At 53.3% G+C, this 18,593-nt stretch carries 21 protein-coding genes; 8 read left to right on the plus strand and 13 right to left on the minus strand.

Annotated features, from left to right (window positions below; genetic code table 11):
- Nucleotides 1-27 precede the first annotated feature (27 nt).
- From DESAC_RS12535 to DESAC_RS12550, 4 genes are read left to right on the plus strand one after another with little or no spacing between them, the layout of a single operon-like run.
- A complete protein-coding gene (locus DESAC_RS12535; RefSeq protein WP_013707445.1) occupies nt 28-672 on the plus strand; it encodes a cyclodeaminase/cyclohydrolase family protein in 645 nt (214 codons plus the stop codon).
- A gap of 18 nt (nt 673-690) precedes the next feature.
- Nucleotides 691-894 carry a hypothetical protein gene (locus DESAC_RS12540; protein ID WP_013707446.1) on the plus strand — a complete coding sequence of 68 codons (204 nt, stop codon included), beginning with the start codon at nt 691-693 and terminating at the stop codon, nt 892-894.
- A 30-nt stretch (nt 895-924) separates the two neighbouring features.
- Nucleotides 925-1,992 (plus strand): sensor domain-containing diguanylate cyclase, encoded by a 1,068-nt coding sequence (locus tag DESAC_RS12545; RefSeq protein WP_169311543.1) that lies wholly within the window; start codon nt 925-927, stop codon nt 1,990-1,992.
- Nucleotides 1,993-2,018: 26 nt separating this feature from the next.
- Nucleotides 2,019-3,023 carry a KpsF/GutQ family sugar-phosphate isomerase gene (locus tag DESAC_RS12550; RefSeq protein ID WP_013707448.1) on the plus strand — a complete coding sequence of 335 codons (1,005 nt, stop codon included), beginning with the start codon at nt 2,019-2,021 and terminating at the stop codon, nt 3,021-3,023.
- A 30-nt stretch (nt 3,024-3,053) separates the two neighbouring features.
- On the opposite strand, the gene DESAC_RS12555 is transcribed toward DESAC_RS12550, so the two are convergent.
- Together DESAC_RS12555 and DESAC_RS16335 are read right to left on the minus strand one after the other, a co-directional pair.
- The gene (locus DESAC_RS12555) at nt 3,054-3,710 is read right to left on the minus strand and encodes a metallophosphoesterase family protein (protein WP_013707449.1); all 657 of its coding nucleotides are present in this window, start codon (nt 3,708-3,710) and stop codon (nt 3,054-3,056) included.
- 55 nt (nt 3,711-3,765) lie between these two features.
- The gene (locus DESAC_RS16335) at nt 3,766-3,924 is read right to left on the minus strand and encodes a hypothetical protein (protein WP_013707450.1); all 159 of its coding nucleotides are present in this window, start codon (nt 3,922-3,924) and stop codon (nt 3,766-3,768) included.
- 326 nt (nt 3,925-4,250) lie between these two features.
- Between DESAC_RS16335 and DESAC_RS12560 the strand changes: the two genes are divergently transcribed.
- A complete protein-coding gene (locus DESAC_RS12560; protein ID WP_013707451.1) occupies nt 4,251-4,598 on the plus strand; it encodes a hypothetical protein in 348 nt (115 codons plus the stop codon).
- 38 nt (nt 4,599-4,636) lie between these two features.
- Here DESAC_RS12560 and leuC read toward each other — a convergent pair whose 3' ends face one another.
- The 11 genes from leuC to DESAC_RS12615 form a co-directional block, all read right to left on the minus strand.
- A complete protein-coding gene (gene leuC / locus DESAC_RS12565) occupies nt 4,637-5,902 on the minus strand; it encodes a 3-isopropylmalate dehydratase large subunit (protein WP_013707452.1) in 1,266 nt (421 codons plus the stop codon).
- Nucleotides 5,903-6,138: 236 nt separating this feature from the next.
- Nucleotides 6,139-7,683: a 2-isopropylmalate synthase gene (locus tag DESAC_RS12570; RefSeq protein WP_013707453.1), complete on the minus strand. Its 1,545-nt coding sequence runs from the start codon at nt 7,681-7,683 to the stop codon at nt 6,139-6,141.
- Nucleotides 7,684-7,807: 124 nt separating this feature from the next.
- Nucleotides 7,808-8,602, minus strand: coding sequence for a CDP-diacylglycerol--serine O-phosphatidyltransferase (gene pssA / locus DESAC_RS12575; protein WP_013707454.1), 795 nt, complete (start codon nt 8,600-8,602; stop codon nt 7,808-7,810).
- Nucleotides 8,599-9,240, minus strand: coding sequence for a phosphatidylserine decarboxylase family protein (locus DESAC_RS12580; protein ID WP_013707455.1), 642 nt, complete (start codon nt 9,238-9,240; stop codon nt 8,599-8,601). Before DESAC_RS12580 ends, pssA begins: the two co-directional genes overlap by 4 nt.
- A gap of 257 nt (nt 9,241-9,497) precedes the next feature.
- Nucleotides 9,498-10,490, minus strand: coding sequence for a ketol-acid reductoisomerase (ilvC, locus tag DESAC_RS12585; RefSeq protein WP_013707456.1), 993 nt, complete (start codon nt 10,488-10,490; stop codon nt 9,498-9,500).
- Nucleotides 10,491-10,568: 78 nt separating this feature from the next.
- Nucleotides 10,569-11,744: an apolipoprotein A1/A4/E gene (locus DESAC_RS15430; RefSeq protein WP_013707457.1), complete on the minus strand. Its 1,176-nt coding sequence runs from the start codon at nt 11,742-11,744 to the stop codon at nt 10,569-10,571.
- 39 nt (nt 11,745-11,783) lie between these two features.
- Nucleotides 11,784-12,266, minus strand: a complete 483-nt coding sequence (gene ilvN / locus DESAC_RS12595; protein WP_013707458.1) for an acetolactate synthase small subunit — start codon at nt 12,264-12,266, stop codon at nt 11,784-11,786.
- 13 nt (nt 12,267-12,279) lie between these two features.
- Complete coding sequence (ilvB, locus tag DESAC_RS12600; protein ID WP_013707459.1) at nt 12,280-13,968, minus strand: biosynthetic-type acetolactate synthase large subunit; 1,689 nt, start codon at nt 13,966-13,968, stop codon at nt 12,280-12,282.
- Complete coding sequence (locus DESAC_RS12605) at nt 13,965-14,201, minus strand: hypothetical protein (protein ID WP_013707460.1); 237 nt, start codon at nt 14,199-14,201, stop codon at nt 13,965-13,967. Before DESAC_RS12605 ends, ilvB begins: the two co-directional genes overlap by 4 nt.
- Before the next feature lie 269 nt (nt 14,202-14,470).
- Nucleotides 14,471-14,680: a hypothetical protein gene (locus DESAC_RS12610; protein WP_013707461.1), complete on the minus strand. Its 210-nt coding sequence runs from the start codon at nt 14,678-14,680 to the stop codon at nt 14,471-14,473.
- A 19-nt stretch (nt 14,681-14,699) separates the two neighbouring features.
- The gene (locus tag DESAC_RS12615) at nt 14,700-16,130 is read right to left on the minus strand and encodes a putative sulfate exporter family transporter (protein WP_013707462.1); all 1,431 of its coding nucleotides are present in this window, start codon (nt 16,128-16,130) and stop codon (nt 14,700-14,702) included.
- 333 nt (nt 16,131-16,463) lie between these two features.
- Between DESAC_RS12615 and DESAC_RS12620 the strand changes: the two genes are divergently transcribed.
- From DESAC_RS12620 to DESAC_RS12630, 3 genes are read left to right on the plus strand one after another with little or no spacing between them, the layout of a single operon-like run.
- Entirely contained in the window at nt 16,464-16,826 is a 363-nt protein-coding gene (locus DESAC_RS12620) for a NifB/NifX family molybdenum-iron cluster-binding protein (protein WP_013707463.1), read from the plus strand.
- Nucleotides 16,823-17,704, plus strand: a complete 882-nt coding sequence (locus tag DESAC_RS12625) for a nucleotide-binding protein (protein WP_013707464.1) — start codon at nt 16,823-16,825, stop codon at nt 17,702-17,704. The genes DESAC_RS12620 and DESAC_RS12625 overlap by 4 nt, the downstream gene beginning before the upstream one ends.
- The gene (locus tag DESAC_RS12630; protein ID WP_013707465.1) at nt 17,697-18,575 is read left to right on the plus strand and encodes an ATP-binding protein; all 879 of its coding nucleotides are present in this window, start codon (nt 17,697-17,699) and stop codon (nt 18,573-18,575) included. Before DESAC_RS12625 ends, DESAC_RS12630 begins: the two co-directional genes overlap by 8 nt.
- Nucleotides 18,576-18,593 lie beyond the last annotated feature (18 nt).

Below are 18,593 nucleotides of genomic sequence, written 5' to 3' on the forward strand. Positions count from 1 at the left end.
AGCAGAGTTTCGAAGGGGAGGCGAGAGATGGACAGACCTGGATTTTCCGGGTGGACAATCCTGGCCTTTGTGGAACAGTTAGCTGAAGGGGCGCCGATGCCTGGTGGCGGCTGTGCGGCGTCGGTAGCCGGGGCCTTAGCAGCGGCCTTGGGTTCTCTAGCCGGCCGGATCAGCCTGAAGAAAGAGGTTGACCCAACAGGACAGGAGGCATTAGTAAAACTGGAACATCAGTTAGATCAGGCCCGTCAGGGTTTTTTAGACCTCGTTGACGCTGACGCCCTGGCTTATCATGAAGTAGTACTGGCCAGACGCCGCCCTCAGTCAACCGAGGTAGAAAAGATAAGACGTCAGGCGGCCATTGCGGGTGCCTTTGCGCATGCCTGTCTCCCTCCCCTGCAAATGGCCAACCTCGGGTTGCAGGTAGCAGGTTGGGCCATCACCCTGGCCGAGAAGGGGAGTCCGGTCATTCTGGCCGACGTCGGCGTGATGGGTTTTTTGGCCGTAGCAGTGGTGCATGGCGGCCTGATCAATGTCTTCTCCAACCTGAACATGATGGCGGATTCGGCCGAAGCCCAGACCCTCAGGAGCCAGGCCGAACGGCTGCGGACAGAAGTAGAAGGATTAACTCGACGGTTTAACAGTCTGATCTACCGTCGGGCGAGAGCCGACTAAAAAAAGAGGAACGACATCATGGGACATGTCTTTAGTCCGAACCGGATGGGTTCTCTGATCAGCGGACGAAGGCATCAGGCCGTGCAGCCGCGAGAACCTTTGCAGCGCGCCGGGATAGAGGTCGGCCAGCGCATCCTGGACCTGGGTTGTGGCGCCGGACAGCACCTACCCGTGTATCTCTCTCTTGATATGGGGATCAAATTCACTTGCAATCGGTTTTAAATGAACGTAAACTTGCATAAAGGGGTCATTATGCAAGATAAAGAAGCCTTAGTTGAGGGATTGACCTCTCAGAGCCAGTTGGAGCGTTTGCTCACCTGTTTTGAATTATCCAAGGTTTTGGTCACCACTTTTGATATGCAGGCCTTGGTGCGATTGGTGATATCGAGGTTTAACGAACTCATTCCAGCTAGTAACTGGTCTATTCTGCTTCTCGAGCCAAAGACCAAGGAACTGGAATTTTTTGTAGCAGTGGGAATAGACAACGAAAAATTGCGGAGTGTGCGCCTCCAGATTGGTGAAGGCATCGCCGGAGTGGTGGCCCAGACCGCCCAGCCGATATTTATTCAGGACGTAAGTCAGGACCCCCGATTCTGTTGCAAGGTGGATGAGATGACCGGGTTCAAGACCCGTTCCATCATCTGTTTGCCTCTACTGGTGCGTCGGGAAATCATCGGCGTCTTAGAAGTTGTTAATATCGAAAATGAAAACTTCTTTCTCAAGACCTATCTGCCGCTTCTGAACATCCTGGCCGATTATATTGCTATAGCGGTCGACAATGTTCGAAACTTCCAAAAATTACAGGCCAAATCCTTTATCGACGACCTCACCGGTTTTTACAATACCAGGTACCTGGCCTGGACCCTGGAAAATCTGACCACGCAGATTTTACATGAACGGGCTCAGCTCTCTGTGGTCTTCCTGGACCTGGATAATTTTAAACGTGTGGTAGACTCCTACGGTCATCTATTGGGCAGCAAGGTATTAAAGGAAGTGGCCCAGGTGATCGGGCACATGCTTTCTCCCCTGGACAGCCTTATCCGCTATGGCGGGGATGAATTCATTATTCTGATGCCGTATCGAGATAAAGAGGCGGCTTTCGAATTCGTCTGCCAACTGCGTCGCGCCGTCAACCAGAGCTGTTTCCTATGGGAAGAGGGATTTAATCTGAATCTCACCGCCAGCTACGGCATTGCCACCCTGCCCGACGACGCCCGAGACAAGGCCGACCTCCTGGAACTGGCCGACGCCGCCCTATATTCCTCCAAAGACCGGGGCAAAGATATGATCATGTTAGGTGTGGCCTTAAAAAAGGATTAACCGTTCCTGCTTACAGCATTTCCATCATGACTGCCCAAAAAAGACCTCTGTCCCACCCCAAAATACTACAACTAGCCCGCGAAGTGCTGGCCATTGAGTCGGAGGGAATCGCCAACCTCATCCCCAAACTGGACCACAATTTTGTGCGGGCAGTACAGATGATCTTTCAGGCCAAGGGCCGATTGATTGTCACCGGCGTAGGCAAATCAGGCATTGTCGCCCGCAAGATCGTGGCCACCCTGAACTCCACCGGCGCCCCGTCGCTCTTTCTCCACCCGGTGGAAGCCATGCACGGCGATCTGGGAATGATCTCGCCTCAAGACGTGGTCCTGGCGCTGTCCAATAGTGGCGAGACAAGTGAATTGACTATCCTGCTGCCCAGCATCAAGCGCCTAGGAGTTCCCCTCATTGCCCTGACCGGCCGGGTGGAATCCACTCTGGCCTCTCACAGTGATGTAGTCATTGATGTAGGTGTGCCGCGAGAGGCCTGCCCTTTAGGGTTAGCCCCCACTGCCAGCACTACCGCCGCCCTGGCCATGGGAGATGCCCTGGCGGTAGCACTCCTGACCCAGCGAGGTTTTAAGGCCAGCGATTTCCGCCGGTTCCACCCGGGAGGCAGTCTGGGAGCCAGACTTTCCCTGGCTATTGGGGAAGTAATGCTTACCGGTAACCGAGTTCCTCGGGTACACCCGGAAGATCCCCTGATCTCGGCTCTCCGAGAAATGGATGAGAAAGGTTTTGGAGCCACCCTGGTAGTTGACGGTGCCGGAGTGCTGCTGGGCATCTTTACTGACGGCGACCTCCGCCGTTGTCTGAGAAAATTCCAGCACCTACAAGACAAAACCGTGGCCCAGGTAATGACCCCCTCACCTCACGCTATCGGACCCGAGTCCCTGGCCTCCCAGGCCCTGGAACATATGGAACACAAAGCTATTACAGTCTTGCCAGTGGTAGATGCCAAGCGGGTTGTGTTAGGAATTGTACACCTGCATGATCTGTTAGGGCGTGGAGAATTTCAGTTTAAGGCTTAATTTCCCTTCCTCACGCTATATCCCCATCTGTTATGTCAGTTTTTGGAGTGCCGGCAAACTGCTCCTTAAAGACCGCAACGGTGTCAGCTCCGTAAAGGAAAACATTTCCACCGCATGATTATCCGTATCCAATAACGCAAAATTAAAGGTCGGGAAACGACCTTCCTCCATGGTAAAGGCACCCGGTACGATCAGATAAACAGCATCGTTTTCCAGGTGCATCAACTCATGGCGGGGTTGAATAAGAAAATGGTGCGGCGAATTGATATAGAGAATCTGATTCAAACTGCGGCCAAAGCGCGTAACAGAGGGAGTATGGGTGTGGCCATGGCAGATAATCAGCGGCGCCCGCCCGGAAGGAGGTTCTTTCTTATAGGTAGACACGCTGTCTTTGAATCGGATGAAGGCGGTAGCCCTGGTGTGGGCCAGGAAAATCCGGCCGGCTAAGTCCAGGGCCATTCCATTCCCCGTAGCTTCGGGTAATTCCGGCCAGAAGACGTCATAGACCCAGTAGAGTTTACAATGTGGGTGCAATGCCAGCCAATGTCGAAAGGGCTCCGGCTGGCAATCTCCCAGGCAGGCAAGCTGATGTATCTGCTGCCGCTGCAAAAAATCAAAAAAGAAGGGAAGTCCCGCCTGATAAAGGTGCGTATCCGCTATCAGGGCCAGAACTCCCCTCAGAATCATTTCCACTCCTAGCGATTAATTGATCCCATTCTTGCCCCTGCCGTCAAGACAATACTCAAACCACCTTGGGACCACAGGCATGTCCCTCAGACACTTTCAGTCGATCAAGCAGGCTGACCAGGTATCTCAAGGCTTCATCTTTATCTTTATCGATGACGATTGCCTCAATCTGCTGCTGTTCCGCATCCGTAAATTTTAGCGTCCTTTCGGCCATATTTTTCTCCTTTCCTGCCTTTGAATTAAACTGTGTTGCTTAACAAGTTAATCAGCCCCCTAGGCGACTGTCAATACCAGCTCGCTAAGACCTTTCCCTGCACAAAGACAGAAACTCCAAGTCTGTCACCATCCGGGGCTCCGCATGACGCAGACCTGGAGATCTGCGCCACCGATTTTCTGGCAGAATGGACGCTTCATAGCAAAACGATATGATTTTCTTGCCTGTTCAGTTGGTATTTTCTGTCTAATATTACTAGACCATAAGTCTCGTCGGTTGCAGCCTAAACCGAACCTGGTATAATATATTCAATAGAGGAGAACTTCATGAGATCGTTGAAATATAAAACTTTCCCCCCCCGTTGCCCTTTCTGCAACCAAGAGATTGATCCACCTCAAGAATTTGATGACGTTCTAATGTATGAATTCGATGGCGGGCAATGCGCCTGCGGTGCGTCTTACTGCTTCGACCCCACCACACGTAATGGGGGGGCGGTAATGCTACAGGCCCTGGTGCTGGCGTGTCAGGGCGATTGGGACCGAGCTCTTTCTCTGCGGCCGGATGTAGACTACTACGAGGGGCGCATTATCAAATACAGCGCCCTAACCCACCGTGTCGGCGATCCAGCCTCATTTGGCACAATTTATTTCATCCGTCTCAGACCGCAGAAATAAGCATTTATTATAATTCGATCACTACCATTCCCGTGTAGTTACAGAGCTTGGGGCCCAACAATGCGCCCGGCTACTGCCGAGGCCGCCGTCACCGCGGGATTGGCCAGATATAACTTGGACTCGGGATGTCCCATTCTGCCGACAAAATTCCTGTTCGTGGTAGCGATGGCTGTTTCTCCGGGTCCCAAGACGCCCATATGCCCACCTAAACAGGGTCCACACGTCGGTGGACTGATGACTGCCCCGGCATCCAAAAAGATCTCGAATAGCCCCTCCTTCAAACATTGCCGATAGATCCAGGGTGTGGCTGGAATAATGATCAGACGCACGCCCCGGGCAACCTTCCGTCCTTTCAAAACCTGAGCCGCCAGCCGCATGTCCTCCAGGCGTCCATTGGTACAGGAGCCGATAACCGCCTGATCGATCGGCACTGCGCCCACTTGGGAAAGAGGATGGGTATTCTCTGGCAGATGGGGAAAAGCAATCTGGGGCTCCATCCCGCTAACGTCATATTCACGCACTGAGTGGTAGTTCGCCCCTGGATCGCTGGCAAAGAAAGTAACAGCCCGCAACGCCCGGTTGGCGACATATTCCCGAGTAATGTCGTCAGGTGCAATGATGCCGTTCTTGGCCCCGGCTTCAATCGCCATGTTACACATGGTCAGCCGATCGCTCATCGGCAGTCGGGCGACTACCTCACCGGTAAACTCCATGGCGTTATACAGGGCGCCATCAACTCCAATCTGGCCGATAAGAAAGAGGATCAGATCCTTCCCGCCCACCCATTGGGGTAATTGCCCGGTGAAAATAAACAACATGGTTTCCGGCACTTTAAACCAACTTTCGCCGGTAATCATAGTCGCCGCTAAGTCGGTAGAACCCACACCGGTGGCAAAGGCACCTAAACCGCCATAGGTACAGGTGTGACTGTCGGCCCCGATCACTAAATCCCCGGGTCCGACAATCCCTTTCTCCGGCAGCAAGGCGTGCTCCACACCCATTTCACCGCCGTCATAATAATGGCGCAGTTTCTGTTCCTGGGCGAAGCGCCGCAGCGTCTGACATTGGATGGCAGAAGGAATGTCCTTATTGGGGGCAAAGTGATCCGCCACCAACACCACCCTCTCCGGGTCATAGACCTTAAGCGCTCCGGCTTGGCGAAACTCTTTGATGGCAATGGGCGCCGTAATATCATTGCCCAAGGCAATGTCAACCCGGGCATTGATCAATTGACCGGGTTCAACGTAATCCAATCCGGCGTGCGCCGCCAGAATTTTTTCAGTGATGGTCATCGGTTTATTCATGTAACAATTCCCGAATATGTATAGGCTAGCTTCATTAATATGACAGCCGCACAGGCCAGATAGCCTCTGCCACCGATAAATGTATCTTATCCTTTAAGTCCGCAGGGCGGGAAAGCGAAGCGCATCCCGCCTTGCGTCTCTATATACCTAAAAATAACTTCTGCACCGGCTGGGAAGCCTCTACTACAAGTCCATATTATCATACCTGATGATGCTTCGACCAAATGGCGATTATTTTAGACCTGCTTCTCGCCGGCGTCGGCAGCCTGTTTCAGATAATAAAGCCGGTTCAGTCCGTTCAAAAAGGCCCGGGCGCTGGCGGTGACGATATCCGGATCAACACCCCGGCCGGTCACGGTGTTGCCTTCCTCTTCCAGCCGTACGCTGATCTCTCCCAAGGCGTCGGTCCCCCCGGTAATGGAACTGACAGAAAACTTCAGCAGATTGCAATGGGATTTTGTCAGGTGTTTAATGGCGTTGAACGTGGCGTCGATAGGGCCATCGCCGAAGGTGGAATAGCGATGCACCTCGCCGTCGATCTCCAGTTTTACGGTCGCTGTCGGTTTGGCCATCGTGCCGGTCAAAACCACCAGCTCCGCCAGTTTATAGTGCTCCGGTGCCGACCGCCGCAGGACCTCCATTTCCACCAGACTTTCCAGGTCCTCGTCAAAAATGTGCTTCTTGCGGTCGGCCAGATCCTTGAAACGGACAAAAACACGGTTCAAATCATCCTCAGCCAAGCCGTATCCCATAACCTTCAGCTTCTCTCTCAGGGCGTGCCGACCTGAAAGTTTTCCCAACGGCAAAGTGCTCTCTTTAATACCGATGGACTGGGGCGTCATGATTTCAAAGGTGCTGGCTTCTTTGAGCACCGCATCTTGATGGATACCAGACTCGTGAGCAAAGGCGTTGGCCCCGACAATGGCCTTGTTGGGCTGCACCAGCATGCCGGTCAGTTTACTTACCAGCCGACTGGTGGGATAGATATGCTGCGTAACAACATCTGTATAATAATCAAAAAAGTCCTTGCGAGTCGCCAGGGCCATGACCACTTCCTCCATTGAGGTATTGCCGGCCCGCTCTCCGATGCCATTGATGGTGCACTCCACCTGCAGGGCACCATTCATGATGGCCGCCAGGGAATTGGCTACCGCCAGACCCAGGTCATTATGACAGTGAACGCTGATCACCGCCTGATGGATGTTGGGGATATGTTCCACCAGGTATTTTATCTTGGCACCGAATTCCTCCGGAATGGCATAGCCCACCGTATCGGGAAAATTTACCGTCGTTGCCCCGGCAGCGATGGCCGCAGTAAAAACCTGGGCAACGTAATCCAGATCGCTGCGTGAGGCGTCCATGGCCGAAAACTCAACGTTGGAGGTCAGACGAGCGGCATATTTTACCGCCGCCGCGGCTTCTTCCAACACCTGCTCCCGGGTTTTTTGCATCTGATATTTCAGATGAATATCGGAGGTGGAAATAAAGGTGTGAATGCGCGGATTTTCCGCTTCCTTAATGGCCAGCCAGGCCGCATCGAGATCGTCTTTCCTGGCACGGGCCAGACCGGCGATCTGTACCGAGCGGATTTCCTGTGCGATGCTGCGTACCGCCCCCAAATCGCCCCGTGAGGCGAAAGGAAAGCCCGCCTCTATGACATCCACCCGCAACATCTCCAGGTGTTTGGCGATCTGAATCTTCTCTTTGGTATTCAAGCTGGCACCAGGCGATTGCTCGCCATCACGCAGCGTGGTATCAAAAATGATGACTTTTTTCGGCATACAAAACTCTCCCTGAAACCGACTCACCCAGCCAAATTATATAAACCGGCCAGCAAGCCGGGGGCAGATTGAACTGCTGCACCTCGGAATCACAAAAATAAAGAAATCACAGAAAGGCGAGGACTTATGAGGCTTCCGAGGTCTTACTTTCCAGACTCTCTTCATCATGGCTGTTTTCTAAGTTCCTCCTCTTCCAGAGGAGGAGCAGGGATAACAACGGTCCTGAAATGACGTAAGCAGCCATGAGTAAACAGCCCATAAGCTTAGGTTCAATGGCAATAACCAGGAAGAGCAAAACGGCACCCACCAGCACGGGAAACGGCTTGCGTTTGAATAGTTCAAATTTCTTGAAGCTGTAAAACTTGATATTGCTCACCATCAAAAAAGACAAAATATAGATCATGATGAGGATAAAGACATGACGGCTAAAAGCCCATTCCCCCAAATCATGATACATCAATATCGAGGTCGCTACCATCGTGGCCGCGGCAGGAATGGGAAGGCCGTTAAAATAACGGGGATCGATCTCACCGATCTGCACGTTGAACCGGGCCAACCGCAGCGCCCCGCAGACCATGAAGAGGAAAGCCGCCACCCAGCCGTATCGGCCGTAGGGTTTCAAGGCCCACAAATAGACTAACAACCCCGGCGCCACGCCAAAAGCTACTAAATCAGCCAGTGAATCATACTGTACCCCAAAACTAGAGGCGCTGTTGGTAATCCGGGCAATCCGGCCGTCCAAACCATCCAACACCAGTGAGACTAAGATGGCCATGGCGGCAATCTCGAACCCACCATTGATGGATTCGATAATGGCATAGAATCCCGCAAACAGACTAGCGGTAGTGATGAGATTAGGTAGGATATAAATTCCCCGAAACCTCTTACGATCCTTTGGTTTCTTTCTACGCCTGCTCATGGCCATCTCCCTATAATGGTGGTGCCGGCCTTAACTTTTTGTCCTAGCTGCACCTGTAGCTGACACTGTTCGGGTATATATAAATCAACCCTGGAGCCGAAGCAGATGAGGCCGACCCGCTCTCCCCGATCTACCTGATCGCCCGCCTGGACATAGGAAATAATGCGCCGGGCCAGTACCCCGGCGATTTGAACCATGACCAGGCCGATGCCCTCGGCCGACTCCAGGTGTAGTGCCAATTGCTCATTCTGATCAGGGGCCTGGGGATTGTTGGCCGGCAGATATCTCCCGGGTTGATAGACCGCAGCCTTAATCCGCCCTGCCAATGGGGCGCGGTTGACATGAACATCGAAGACGTTCATGAATATGCTCAGTTTGTGCACCGGTTGCCTGAGAAATTGATCTTCCCGCATCCGCTCCCAGGCGATGATGCGCCCGTCCGCCGGAGAAATCAGTAATCCTGGGGCCGACGGAATCGCACGCTCTGGATCACGAAAAAAGTATGCAAAAAACGCGGTACACACCAACCCCAGCCATACGATATATTGCCCCACCCAGAATCCCAGCACCAGGATACTTAAACCTGCCGCTAGAAAACGATATCCGGGACGGGCGATCAAGCCGTTGCGTTTTTTCATATAATTGTCATGTTCTGGTGATCACAACGAAGCATGAAAGAATAATTGGTGGCCTAGGCCTCCTGGCCTGTGCATCAGCGGCGGCCATGGGCCGCCCTATCCCATGATCGGCAATTTATCGGCAATTTATTCAGAGGGCGGGCCGCGCCCGCCGTCTTTAAGAGCACTGTTTTCATATAATACCGTTACTATCGGGCAAATTGACCCGAACTGCGGTAATTTTTAACCAGGTATTATTGGATGCTCCATTATCCCGGTTACTTACGTTGCAGCCAGCCCATCATGCTCCGCAATTTTTTGCCCACTTCCTCAATGGGATGCTCGGCCTCTTGTTTACGCAGGGCATTAAACATCGGCCGTTTCGCCTGGTTTTCCAAAATCCATTCCCGGGCAAATTCACCGCTCTGGATCTCATAGAGAATCTGGGCCATCTCCTCCCGACTCTCTTCCGTAACAATGCGGCGGCCCCGCGTATAGTCGCCATACTCAGCGGTATCAGACACGGAATAGCGCATGTAGCTAATGCCGCCCTGATAGAAGAGATCAACGATGAGCTTCAATTCGTGCAGACACTCAAAATAGGCAATCTCCGGCTGGTAGCCTGCCTCCACCAGGGTTTCGAAGCCTGCTTTCACCAACTCCGAAACACCGCCGCATAAGACGCACTGTTCGCCGAAGAGATCGGTTTCGGTCTCTTCCTCAAAAGTAGTGGCGATAACTCCCGCCCGAGTGGCGCCGATGCCCTTGGCGTAGGCCAGAGCAGTGGCCAGGGCGTTGCCCGAGGCATCCTGATGGATAGCCACGAGGGATGGCACCCCGGCGCCTTTCTCATATTCGCTGCGCACCAGATGCCCCGGTCCTTTGGGGGCCACCATGACCACATCCACCCTGGAATCCGGAGTGATCTGGCCGAAGTGAATATTGAAACCGTGTGAAAAAACCAGGGTCTTGCCGGGGCCCATTTGCGGCCGCAACTCATTCTCATATAACATCGACTGCACGTGGTCCTGGGTTAAAATCTGAATAACCTGGGCCTGCTGGGCCGCCTCTGCGGCACCAATGGGCGCGAAGCCGTATTTGACAGCCAATTCGTAGTTGGGCGTATTGGGAATTTCCGAGACCAGCACGTCAACGCCGCTGTCCCGCAGGTTGAGCGCCTGGGCATGCCCCTGCGAACCGAACCCGATAATCGCCACTTTTTTCCCTTGTAAAACCTTTAAATCCGCATCCGCATCATAGTAAATCTGCATGCTTCATCCTTTCAGAATTATCCAGCTCCAAGTGTAACCCGAGATTAGTCTCACAATGAAAGGGACAAACGACCTGCCCTAACCTGCCGTCTGCTTGGCTGACGGCTCCTTGCGGGGTCGCATCTTCAACAGTTTGGTCTGCACCTGCTGCTCCAGATTCGACATCTTCTCTTGCATCGCCCCTACCTTGAGACGGAGATCACTGACATCGTCGTCCAGGCGGAATACCCGCTCTTCATCAACCTTTTTATCTCTCAGGAACTTTAAATCCTCATCAATGCGGTTGAACCGATGGACTTGATCGTTCAGACGCTCCCGGACGAGATTTAACTGGACGTCAATATTTCTCAGGTTTTCATCCAGTCGTTTGTCCATAGTCTTGGAAAAATCATCGAACCGCCGATTCATCTCCCCGCGGAAGTCATCGAAACGGTCTTTCAATTCTACCCGATAATCGCTAAACCGGGCATTCATGTCGGCCCGCAATTCTTCAGCCCGGGCGTTCATGTCGGCCCGTAGCTCCTCAAATCGGGCATTCATTTCAATAGCCCGGGCATTCATATCTTCTCGCAGGTCCTCAACCCGGGCTTTCATTTCAGCAGCCCGGGCGTTCATGTCGACCCGTAAGTCATCAAATCGGGCATTCATTTCAATAGCCCGGGCATTCATATCTTCTCGCAGGTCCTCAACCCGGGCTTTCATTTCAGCAGCCCGGGCGTTCATGTCGACCCGTAAGTCATCAAATCGGGCATTCATTTCAATAGCCCGGGCATTCATATCTTCTCGCAGGTCCTCAACCCGGGCCTTCATTTCAGCAGCCCGGGCGTTCATGTCGACCCGTAAGTCATCAAATCGGGCATTCATTTCCGCAGCCCGGACATTCATTTCCGCCCGCAGATCATCGGCCCGGGCGTTCATGTCGACCCGTAGCTCCTCAAATCGGGAGTTCATATCGACCCGTAAGTCATCAAATCGGGCTTTCATTTCCGCAGCCCGGGCGTTCATGTCAGCCCGCAGGTCATCAAATCGGGCATTCATGTCAGCAGCTCGATCCTTCATTTCCGCCCGCAGGTCATCGGCCCGGGCATTCATATCAGCCCGCAGGTCATCGAACCGCTTATCCATTGCGTCAAGCCGCTTCTCGATGCCGTCCAAGCGGACCAGGATAACCTTCTGCGTTTCGCGGATAGCGGCCAGTTCCGGAAAAATAACCGCCTTGATACTCTCAATGATCTTACCACTGGCTTCCGTCATAATCCGCTGCTCCCGCTTCCTACCAAAAACTGATTGCTGTTAATCCTTTTTTGACCGTTGAATGGCGAGCGTCCCGGTGCGCACTACCTCCTGAATGCCGATGGATTTGCACAACCCTAAAACTGCATTTAATTTTTCGGAATTGCCAGTGACTTCCAAAGTATAGGTATTCGGACTGACATCTACCACCCGGCAGCGGAAGATATCGGCAATACGCAACACTTCAGCCCGTTGCCGATCCTCGGCCTTGACCTTAACAAGGGCCATCTCCCGTTCCACATGATCAGTCTGGGTTAGATCTACGACTTTGATAACATTAATCAACTTGCGCAATTGCTTGATGATCTGCTCGATAATCATCTCACTGCCGACAGATACCAAGGTTATACGGGAAACATCCGCTTCCATGGTGGCGGCCACACACAGACTCTCAATATTGAAGCCGCGCCCACTAAACAGACCGGTGACTCGGGAGAGGACGCCGGGCTCATTATCAACCAACACCGATATCGTATGTCGCATCGCGCTCCCTCCTTTAGGTCAGCAGCATCTTGTGCATCGGCGCCCCTGCCGGAACCATGGGCATAACACATTCCTCCGGTGCCACCCGGAAATCCATCAATACCGGTTTCCGGGTATTAATGGCTTCCCGGATCACCGGCTCCACTTCCTCCGGTCTGGTGGCCCTGAGACCCAAGGCTCCATAGGCCTCCGCCAGTTTAACAAAATCAGGAGAGGTCATGGGAGTCTGGCTGTAACGACGGCCGTAGAAAAGCTGCTGCCATTGGCGCACCATACCCAAAAACTGGTTATTGAGAATCGCCACCTTCACGGGCAGCTCATATTCCACTGCCGTGGCCAGTTCCTGGATATTCATCTGGATACTGCCGTCCCCGGCGATATCGATGACAATATCATCCGGACAGGCCACCTGAGCCCCGATGGCGGCCGGAAAGCCATATCCCATACAACCCAATCCCCCGGAACTCAACCACCGATTCGGGCTTTTGATGTGATAAAATTGAGCCGCCCACATCTGATTCTGTCCCACCTCAGTGCTGATAATGGCATTGCCATTGGTCAACTCGTAGAGTTTCTCAACCACAAACTGGGGCTTTAATTCGCCGCTGTTCTGCTCATAGGTCAAAGGATGGTCCCGTTTCCATTCGGCGATCTGATCCAGCCAGGCCTGATGCGCCGGCGCCAGCTCCCGGGGCGGCAGCGCCGCCACCAACTCGTTGAGCTGGCTCAGAGCATCCTTGCAGTCACCCACGATAGGAATGTCCACCACCACGTTCTTGCTGATAGAGGTGGGATCGATATCAATGTGTATAATCTTGGCATGCGGGGCAAATTCCTCGATTTTACCGGTGACCCGGTCGTCGAAACGGGACCCGATGGCAATCAACACATCAGCATGGTGCACGGACATATTGGCAAAATAGGTCCCATGCATACCCAACATGCCTAACCAGAGATCGTGAGGCGCCGGAAAGCCACCCAAACCCATCAGGGTAGTAGTCACCGGAATCTGCAATAAGGTGGCAAACTTAGTCAGCTCACCGGCGGACCCGGACAGGATCACCCCGCCCCCGGCGTAGATCACCGGCCGCTGCGCCTTGAGGATCAGATCCAAAGCCTTCTTGATCTGCTTGGGATTGGCGTGATAGTTTGGATTATAACTCTTGATCTTGATGGTCTCCGGGAATTTGGGAACGGTCCGGCCCTGAACCACATCCTTGGGCAGGTCCACCAGCACCGGCCCTGGCCGCCCCGTCCGAGCGATATGAAAGGCCTCATGGATAACCCGCGCCAAGTCTTCAACATGCTTGACTAAATAATTGTGCTTGGTGCAAGGTCGAGTAATGCCAACGATATCAACCTCCTGAAAGGCGTCGTTGCCGATCAATGGCGTTGGCACCTGCCCGGTGAAAACCACAATCGGAATAGAATCCATGTAAGCCGAAGCAATCCCCGAAACGGTGTTGGTCGCCCCCGGCCCCGAGGTCACCAAACAAACCCCCACTTTACCCGACGCTCGGGCATAGCCATCGGCGGCATGGGCTGCACCCTGTTCATGCCGTACCAAAAAATGTTTAATATTAGGGGCGCGGGTCAATTCATCATAAATATCCAGGACCACACCACCGGGGAAACCGAAAACATGTTTGACGCCTTCGCGTTCCAGACACTTGAGGAAAATCTGACTGCCGGTCAGTTTCATACTGATTTTTCCTTCGCCCGATATCGGGCCAAAATCTGTTCTATTCTATCTCGACCTGCCAATTTTAATTTCTGGATGCGGCGACGCTCTACAGTCTCATCGGCGGTCAGATAGGCCCGCCGATTGTACTCCTCTAATTGCCGTTCAAAATCCTGATGCTCTTCAATGTGGCGCCTCAACTCCGGATCATGGTCGATCCAGCGAGCCACCAGCTCCTCATCAGCCTTTTCCATGATACCCAAGCACCCCCACAGACATTTTACTTCACTGTATCAAGGAATGTTATTATAAAATCATCTGGCAATCAAGTATTTTTATCAAATCGACAGTTTATGGCCTAAAAATGAACCATCCCCTATAGGCAACCCTTCCCTCCACTCTTCCCAACGGGAACAAGAAACACCGAATCTCTTGCCAGCCATCACTTCAAACCTTAAGGAGCGGATCTGAGACCCGCCCCTACCTTCAAATTATTGATAATGGCTGGACTACCATCCCTGACTCAATGGCCACCGGGAAAGAAGGTATAACTGACCCATACCAGGATGCCCAAGGCAACAACCCCGATGGCAATACTCCAACCGATAAGTTTCTTCTCCACCGGCAGAAGAGGTTCATAACTCATCTTCTGCAGCTCATCGATCAATCTGGCCTCTGCCTCCGGCGGCATTTCCGGTTTTTCCTCTGGCGGCAATTTTATTTCCTCTTTCATGTTTTCCTCCTTCGGTGGCCTAGCCAGCCAGCGGTGGTTTGACTCCGTGGAAAAAGATCCAGGAGATCAACAGACCTATCCAGATAATAAATCCAAAGAGACAGAGGACATACACCGCAGCCAGTTTGCCAATGCCTTCCTCCCACAGCTTCTTAAAGTTTGAGACCACCCCGATAGTGAAGAAGGTCAAGACAAAGAATAGCACCCGAAAGACGTCCATCTGCGCCGTGGCCGCCTTGGCGGTTTTCATCACGCCCGGAAACGCCAGGCAGATGAATAGCATGAAAAAAAAGGTAAGGGCATAGCCCAGGACGAACTTCGGAAACCGCTCCCAAATCTCCATGGCCCGGACACGGCCGCCGGTACATTCAATCTTGGCACACCAGATGACCGCCAAAATGAAGGCCCAGACACCGATAAAGATATCGATAAAAATCTTCACAGTGGTAGCCGTCATGAGCATCCAGCCCTCTTTATAACTGATTCCTTGGGCCACCAGGGCCTTGGCCCGGATGAGGGAGTCGACGATGGCACCGCTGGCCACGGCGGCGCCGTCGGTCTTGACCGCCAATCCCATCCAGGCGCCTGCCACCATCGGCTCCGTCCACAGGAAGGTCTGAGCTAAAAATGGCAGGATCAACAATTCTACTACAGCAAAAATTACCACCAACGAGGATACCATGATCGGAACCACAGGCCGGGCCCGAATGGCACCGCCGGTGGCAATAGCCGCCGAGACCCCGCAGATGGAGATGCCGGAAGCCAGCGGCGCAGCCCACTCCCGACTGAACTTAAAGTATTTCCGGGCAATGAAATAGACCACCGCCCAATAGATCAGGTAGGCTTCAATAATAGCGCACAGGCCGCGAAACATGACCGCCGAGGCCAAACCAGCCGCCCCTGCCGCTTTGACCCCCAGACCGGCACCCATGATGACGATGGCGGTTTTAATATAAAGCTCGGGCCGAGTAGCCTCCTGCAAAACTCCGGCAAACCGCGGGAAGAAGTTGCCCACGATCAGACCCACCATCAGCGCCACAATAAACCCGGCCTCACCGGTCAGCCGCAACGACCAGCCGATTCCCATCTTACCCGCATCCGTGGCCGCGATGTAGGCATAATGGCCGGTCAGCCAGCAGGCATATCCGATCCAGAAGACCAGAGTAAAACCGATCATAAAACGGCCGACGTTAGCACCCATGGCAATAGCGCCAATCTCCGTTATGACCAACAGAAAGATGTAGGTCAAAAAGAGTGACGTTATACCCGGCATTGCTTTGAGGTCGCCGGATATAGGGTTTAAAGCCTTGGTGATATCCAGCCAGACATTGGTCTTAATACCCCAACCCAGGATATCCACTCCCACAAAGAGTCCCAGACCGAGGACGAAGATAAACAGCCCCATCCACAAGGATAGCCAGTCCTCGCTGATGCCATTTCTCCCCTCCATGCCATAACCTCCCGTTAAGAAATCAAGACGTCTATTATGTAGCTATATTACTCCTCTCCTCCCCTGAGTCCAATAATTTTCTTCGCTAAATTAAACGATCGCATTAACTAAGTCAGACACTTTTTACCTTCAAAAAGCCTCTGTTTCTCATTTCTTCCCTTGACGGCGGCTGAGACGTGGCTTATTATAAACATTAGTGCATAAAATGAGTGCCGTTGGTTTGACTTCCGAGATATATTTTCAGTTGACAGAAGCACACCAGCGATCGGCAGATGCCTTCAAGGACATTGGCCGGCTGTTGTAGAACCTACCAGAATGGAAAAGGTGTAACATATGAACAAAATTGCTGTTACCAGTGAAGGCCCTTCCCTGGATGATAAAGTTGATCCCCGCTTTGGCAGGGCCGCCGGTTTCGTTGTCGTGGATTTGGATACCATGCATACTCAATATATTGATAATGGCCAGACTCAGATGATGGGTCATGGGGCCGGCATCCAGGCAGCACAGTTAGTCGCCCGCGCCGGCGTTAAGTGTCTGCTCACCGGCAACGTCGGTCCCAAGGCATTCCAGGCCTTGACTGCCGCCGGTATTAAGGTGGTGCAAAAACTGGCGGGAGTGACCGTACGGGAAGCTGTGGAGCGATACCAGCGCGGCGGCGTCGAAGTGGCACAATCTCCTAATGCGGCCGGAAGATGATTGCAGCCATCGCCAGCGGCAAGGGAGGAACCGGCAAGACCACCGTCACCGCCTCCCTGGCCTCAATCTGGGATAGTCCGTTAATCGCCGTTGATCTTGACGTGGAGGAGCCCAACCTGCATCTCTTCCTCCAACCGGTTATCGAAGGATGCGAAAAGGGCTATATTCTGACACCGGTGGTGGATGAGGCGAAATGCACCTATTGCGGGGCCTGTGCCGATATCTGCCAGTTTGCGGCTATTACCGTTATGGGCCGTCTGATTCTAACCTTTCCGGAAATGTGTCACGGCTGTAACGGTTGTATTGCCGTCTGTCCGGAAAAGGCCATTTCTCCCGGGCAACGGGAATTAGGCGACATAAGCTGGGGAAAAGCCGGACAGGTCGATTATCTGGCGGGTCGGCTTCGCATCGGCGAGGCCATGAGTCCACCCCTCATGCGCCTGGTGAAGGCCAGATTAAAGAGGATTTTGGCGGAAACCGGGAAAGATGCGATCATCGACGCCCCACCGGGAGTAAGTTGTCCAGCCGTTAATGCAGTGCTTGACAGCGATATTATCATCCTGGTCACCGAACCCACTCCGTTTGGCTTTTACGACTTTCAGTTGGCCTGCGAAGCCTTCTCGCCTTTTGGAAAACCCATAGGCGCGGTGATCAATCGGGCCGGACTAGGCCAGGATGACATCTATCGATTCTGCCAGGAACGGGGGTTGCCAATTCTAGCCGAGATTCCTTATGACCGGGCTATTGCCGAGGCCTATTCCTGCGGCAGGATTATTGCCGGGATATCACCAGAGCTCTCCGCGACCTTTGTCTCTCTGAAGGACAAGATACGCGAGCTGGCCGCACTTAGCCGTCCCCAGGAGGCCGCCCATGCGTGAGATTCTAATCATCAGCGGCAAGGGCGGCACCGGCAAGACCTCGCTGACCGGCGCCTTTGCCCATCTGGCCCACAACAAGATCACCTGCGATCTCGATGTGGATGCTCCCGATCTGCACCTGTTGCTGCACCCGAAGCGGGAGCGGGAGGAGGATTTCTACTCCGGCCACGAGGCGGTGATCGATCCTGAAAAATGCACTAACTGCGGTCTGTGCGCTTCTATGTGCCAGTACGAGGCAATTCGGGAGCATAGCCAAGGGTTTTCCGTTGACTCCCTGCGGTGCGAGGGTTGCAAGGTCTGCGTCACCTTCTGCCCAGAGGAAGCCATTCAATTTCCGGAAAGACACTGCGGTAAATGGTTCCTGTCAACCACTCGTTTCGGACCTTTAGTACATGCCCAACTCTTTCCGGGAGAAGAGAATTCGGGCAAGTTAGTTATCCTGCTAAAAAAGCAGGCTCGAGAACTGGCTGCGACGTCCGGCGCCGACCTCATTCTCTGCGACGGCGCCCCTGGCATCGGTTGTCCGGTAATCAGCTCTTTTTCGGGAGCCGACCTGGCCATTGCAGTTACCGAGCCGACCCCTTCAGGACGACACGACCTGGAGCGGGTCGCCGACCTATGCCGCCACTTTCAGATTTCCTTGGCCGTTATCATTAATAAATTTGACCTTAACCCGGAGGAGACCGCCCGCATTGAAGCCCTGTGCCGGGAGCGGGGTCACCCGATGTTGGCGCGGCTGCCCCATGATCCTCTGATCACCAGAGCCATGATCCAGGGGTTGGTCGTCACCGAGTTGCCGGATACTGATTTCAGCCGTAAAATCAAACAGGCCTGGGCGGGCATCGAAGAACTGGCCGGTCTCCGCCATTAATGCAATTCTGCCGTGACC

Origin of the sequence: Desulfobacca acetoxidans DSM 11109 (genome assembly GCF_000195295.1) — a bacterium.
GTDB classification, from domain to species: Bacteria; Desulfobacterota; Desulfobaccia; order Desulfobaccales; family Desulfobaccaceae; genus Desulfobacca; species Desulfobacca acetoxidans.

Coding starts and splice junctions, on each gene's coding strand:
- DESAC_RS12535 (WP_013707445.1), top strand. CDS start 28: ATGGACAGACCTGGATTTTCCGGGTGGACAATCCTGGCCTTTGTGGAA.
- DESAC_RS12540 (WP_013707446.1), top strand. CDS start 691: ATGGGACATGTCTTTAGTCCGAACCGGATGGGTTCTCTGATCAGCGGA.
- DESAC_RS12545 (WP_169311543.1), top strand. CDS start 925: ATGCAAGATAAAGAAGCCTTAGTTGAGGGATTGACCTCTCAGAGCCAG.
- DESAC_RS12550 (WP_013707448.1), top strand. CDS start 2,019: ATGACTGCCCAAAAAAGACCTCTGTCCCACCCCAAAATACTACAACTA.
- DESAC_RS12555 (WP_013707449.1), bottom strand. CDS start 3,710: ATGATTCTGAGGGGAGTTCTGGCCCTGATAGCGGATACGCACCTTTAT.
- DESAC_RS16335 (WP_013707450.1), bottom strand. CDS start 3,924: ATGGCCGAAAGGACGCTAAAATTTACGGATGCGGAACAGCAGCAGATT.
- DESAC_RS12560 (WP_013707451.1), top strand. CDS start 4,251: ATGAGATCGTTGAAATATAAAACTTTCCCCCCCCGTTGCCCTTTCTGC.
- leuC (WP_013707452.1), bottom strand. CDS start 5,902: ATGAATAAACCGATGACCATCACTGAAAAAATTCTGGCGGCGCACGCC.
- DESAC_RS12570 (WP_013707453.1), bottom strand. CDS start 7,683: ATGCCGAAAAAAGTCATCATTTTTGATACCACGCTGCGTGATGGCGAG.
- pssA (WP_013707454.1), bottom strand. CDS start 8,602: ATGAGCAGGCGTAGAAAGAAACCAAAGGATCGTAAGAGGTTTCGGGGA.
- DESAC_RS12580 (WP_013707455.1), bottom strand. CDS start 9,240: ATGAAAAAACGCAACGGCTTGATCGCCCGTCCCGGATATCGTTTTCTA.
- ilvC (WP_013707456.1), bottom strand. CDS start 10,490: ATGCAGATTTACTATGATGCGGATGCGGATTTAAAGGTTTTACAAGGG.
- DESAC_RS15430 (WP_013707457.1), bottom strand. CDS start 11,744: ATGACGGAAGCCAGTGGTAAGATCATTGAGAGTATCAAGGCGGTTATT.
- ilvN (WP_013707458.1), bottom strand. CDS start 12,266: ATGCGACATACGATATCGGTGTTGGTTGATAATGAGCCCGGCGTCCTC.
- ilvB (WP_013707459.1), bottom strand. CDS start 13,968: ATGAAACTGACCGGCAGTCAGATTTTCCTCAAGTGTCTGGAACGCGAA.
- DESAC_RS12605 (WP_013707460.1), bottom strand. CDS start 14,201: ATGGAAAAGGCTGATGAGGAGCTGGTGGCTCGCTGGATCGACCATGAT.
- DESAC_RS12610 (WP_013707461.1), bottom strand. CDS start 14,680: ATGAAAGAGGAAATAAAATTGCCGCCAGAGGAAAAACCGGAAATGCCG.
- DESAC_RS12615 (WP_013707462.1), bottom strand. CDS start 16,130: ATGGAGGGGAGAAATGGCATCAGCGAGGACTGGCTATCCTTGTGGATG.
- DESAC_RS12620 (WP_013707463.1), top strand. CDS start 16,464: ATGAACAAAATTGCTGTTACCAGTGAAGGCCCTTCCCTGGATGATAAA.
- DESAC_RS12625 (WP_013707464.1), top strand. CDS start 16,823: ATGATTGCAGCCATCGCCAGCGGCAAGGGAGGAACCGGCAAGACCACC.
- DESAC_RS12630 (WP_013707465.1), top strand. CDS start 17,697: ATGCGTGAGATTCTAATCATCAGCGGCAAGGGCGGCACCGGCAAGACC.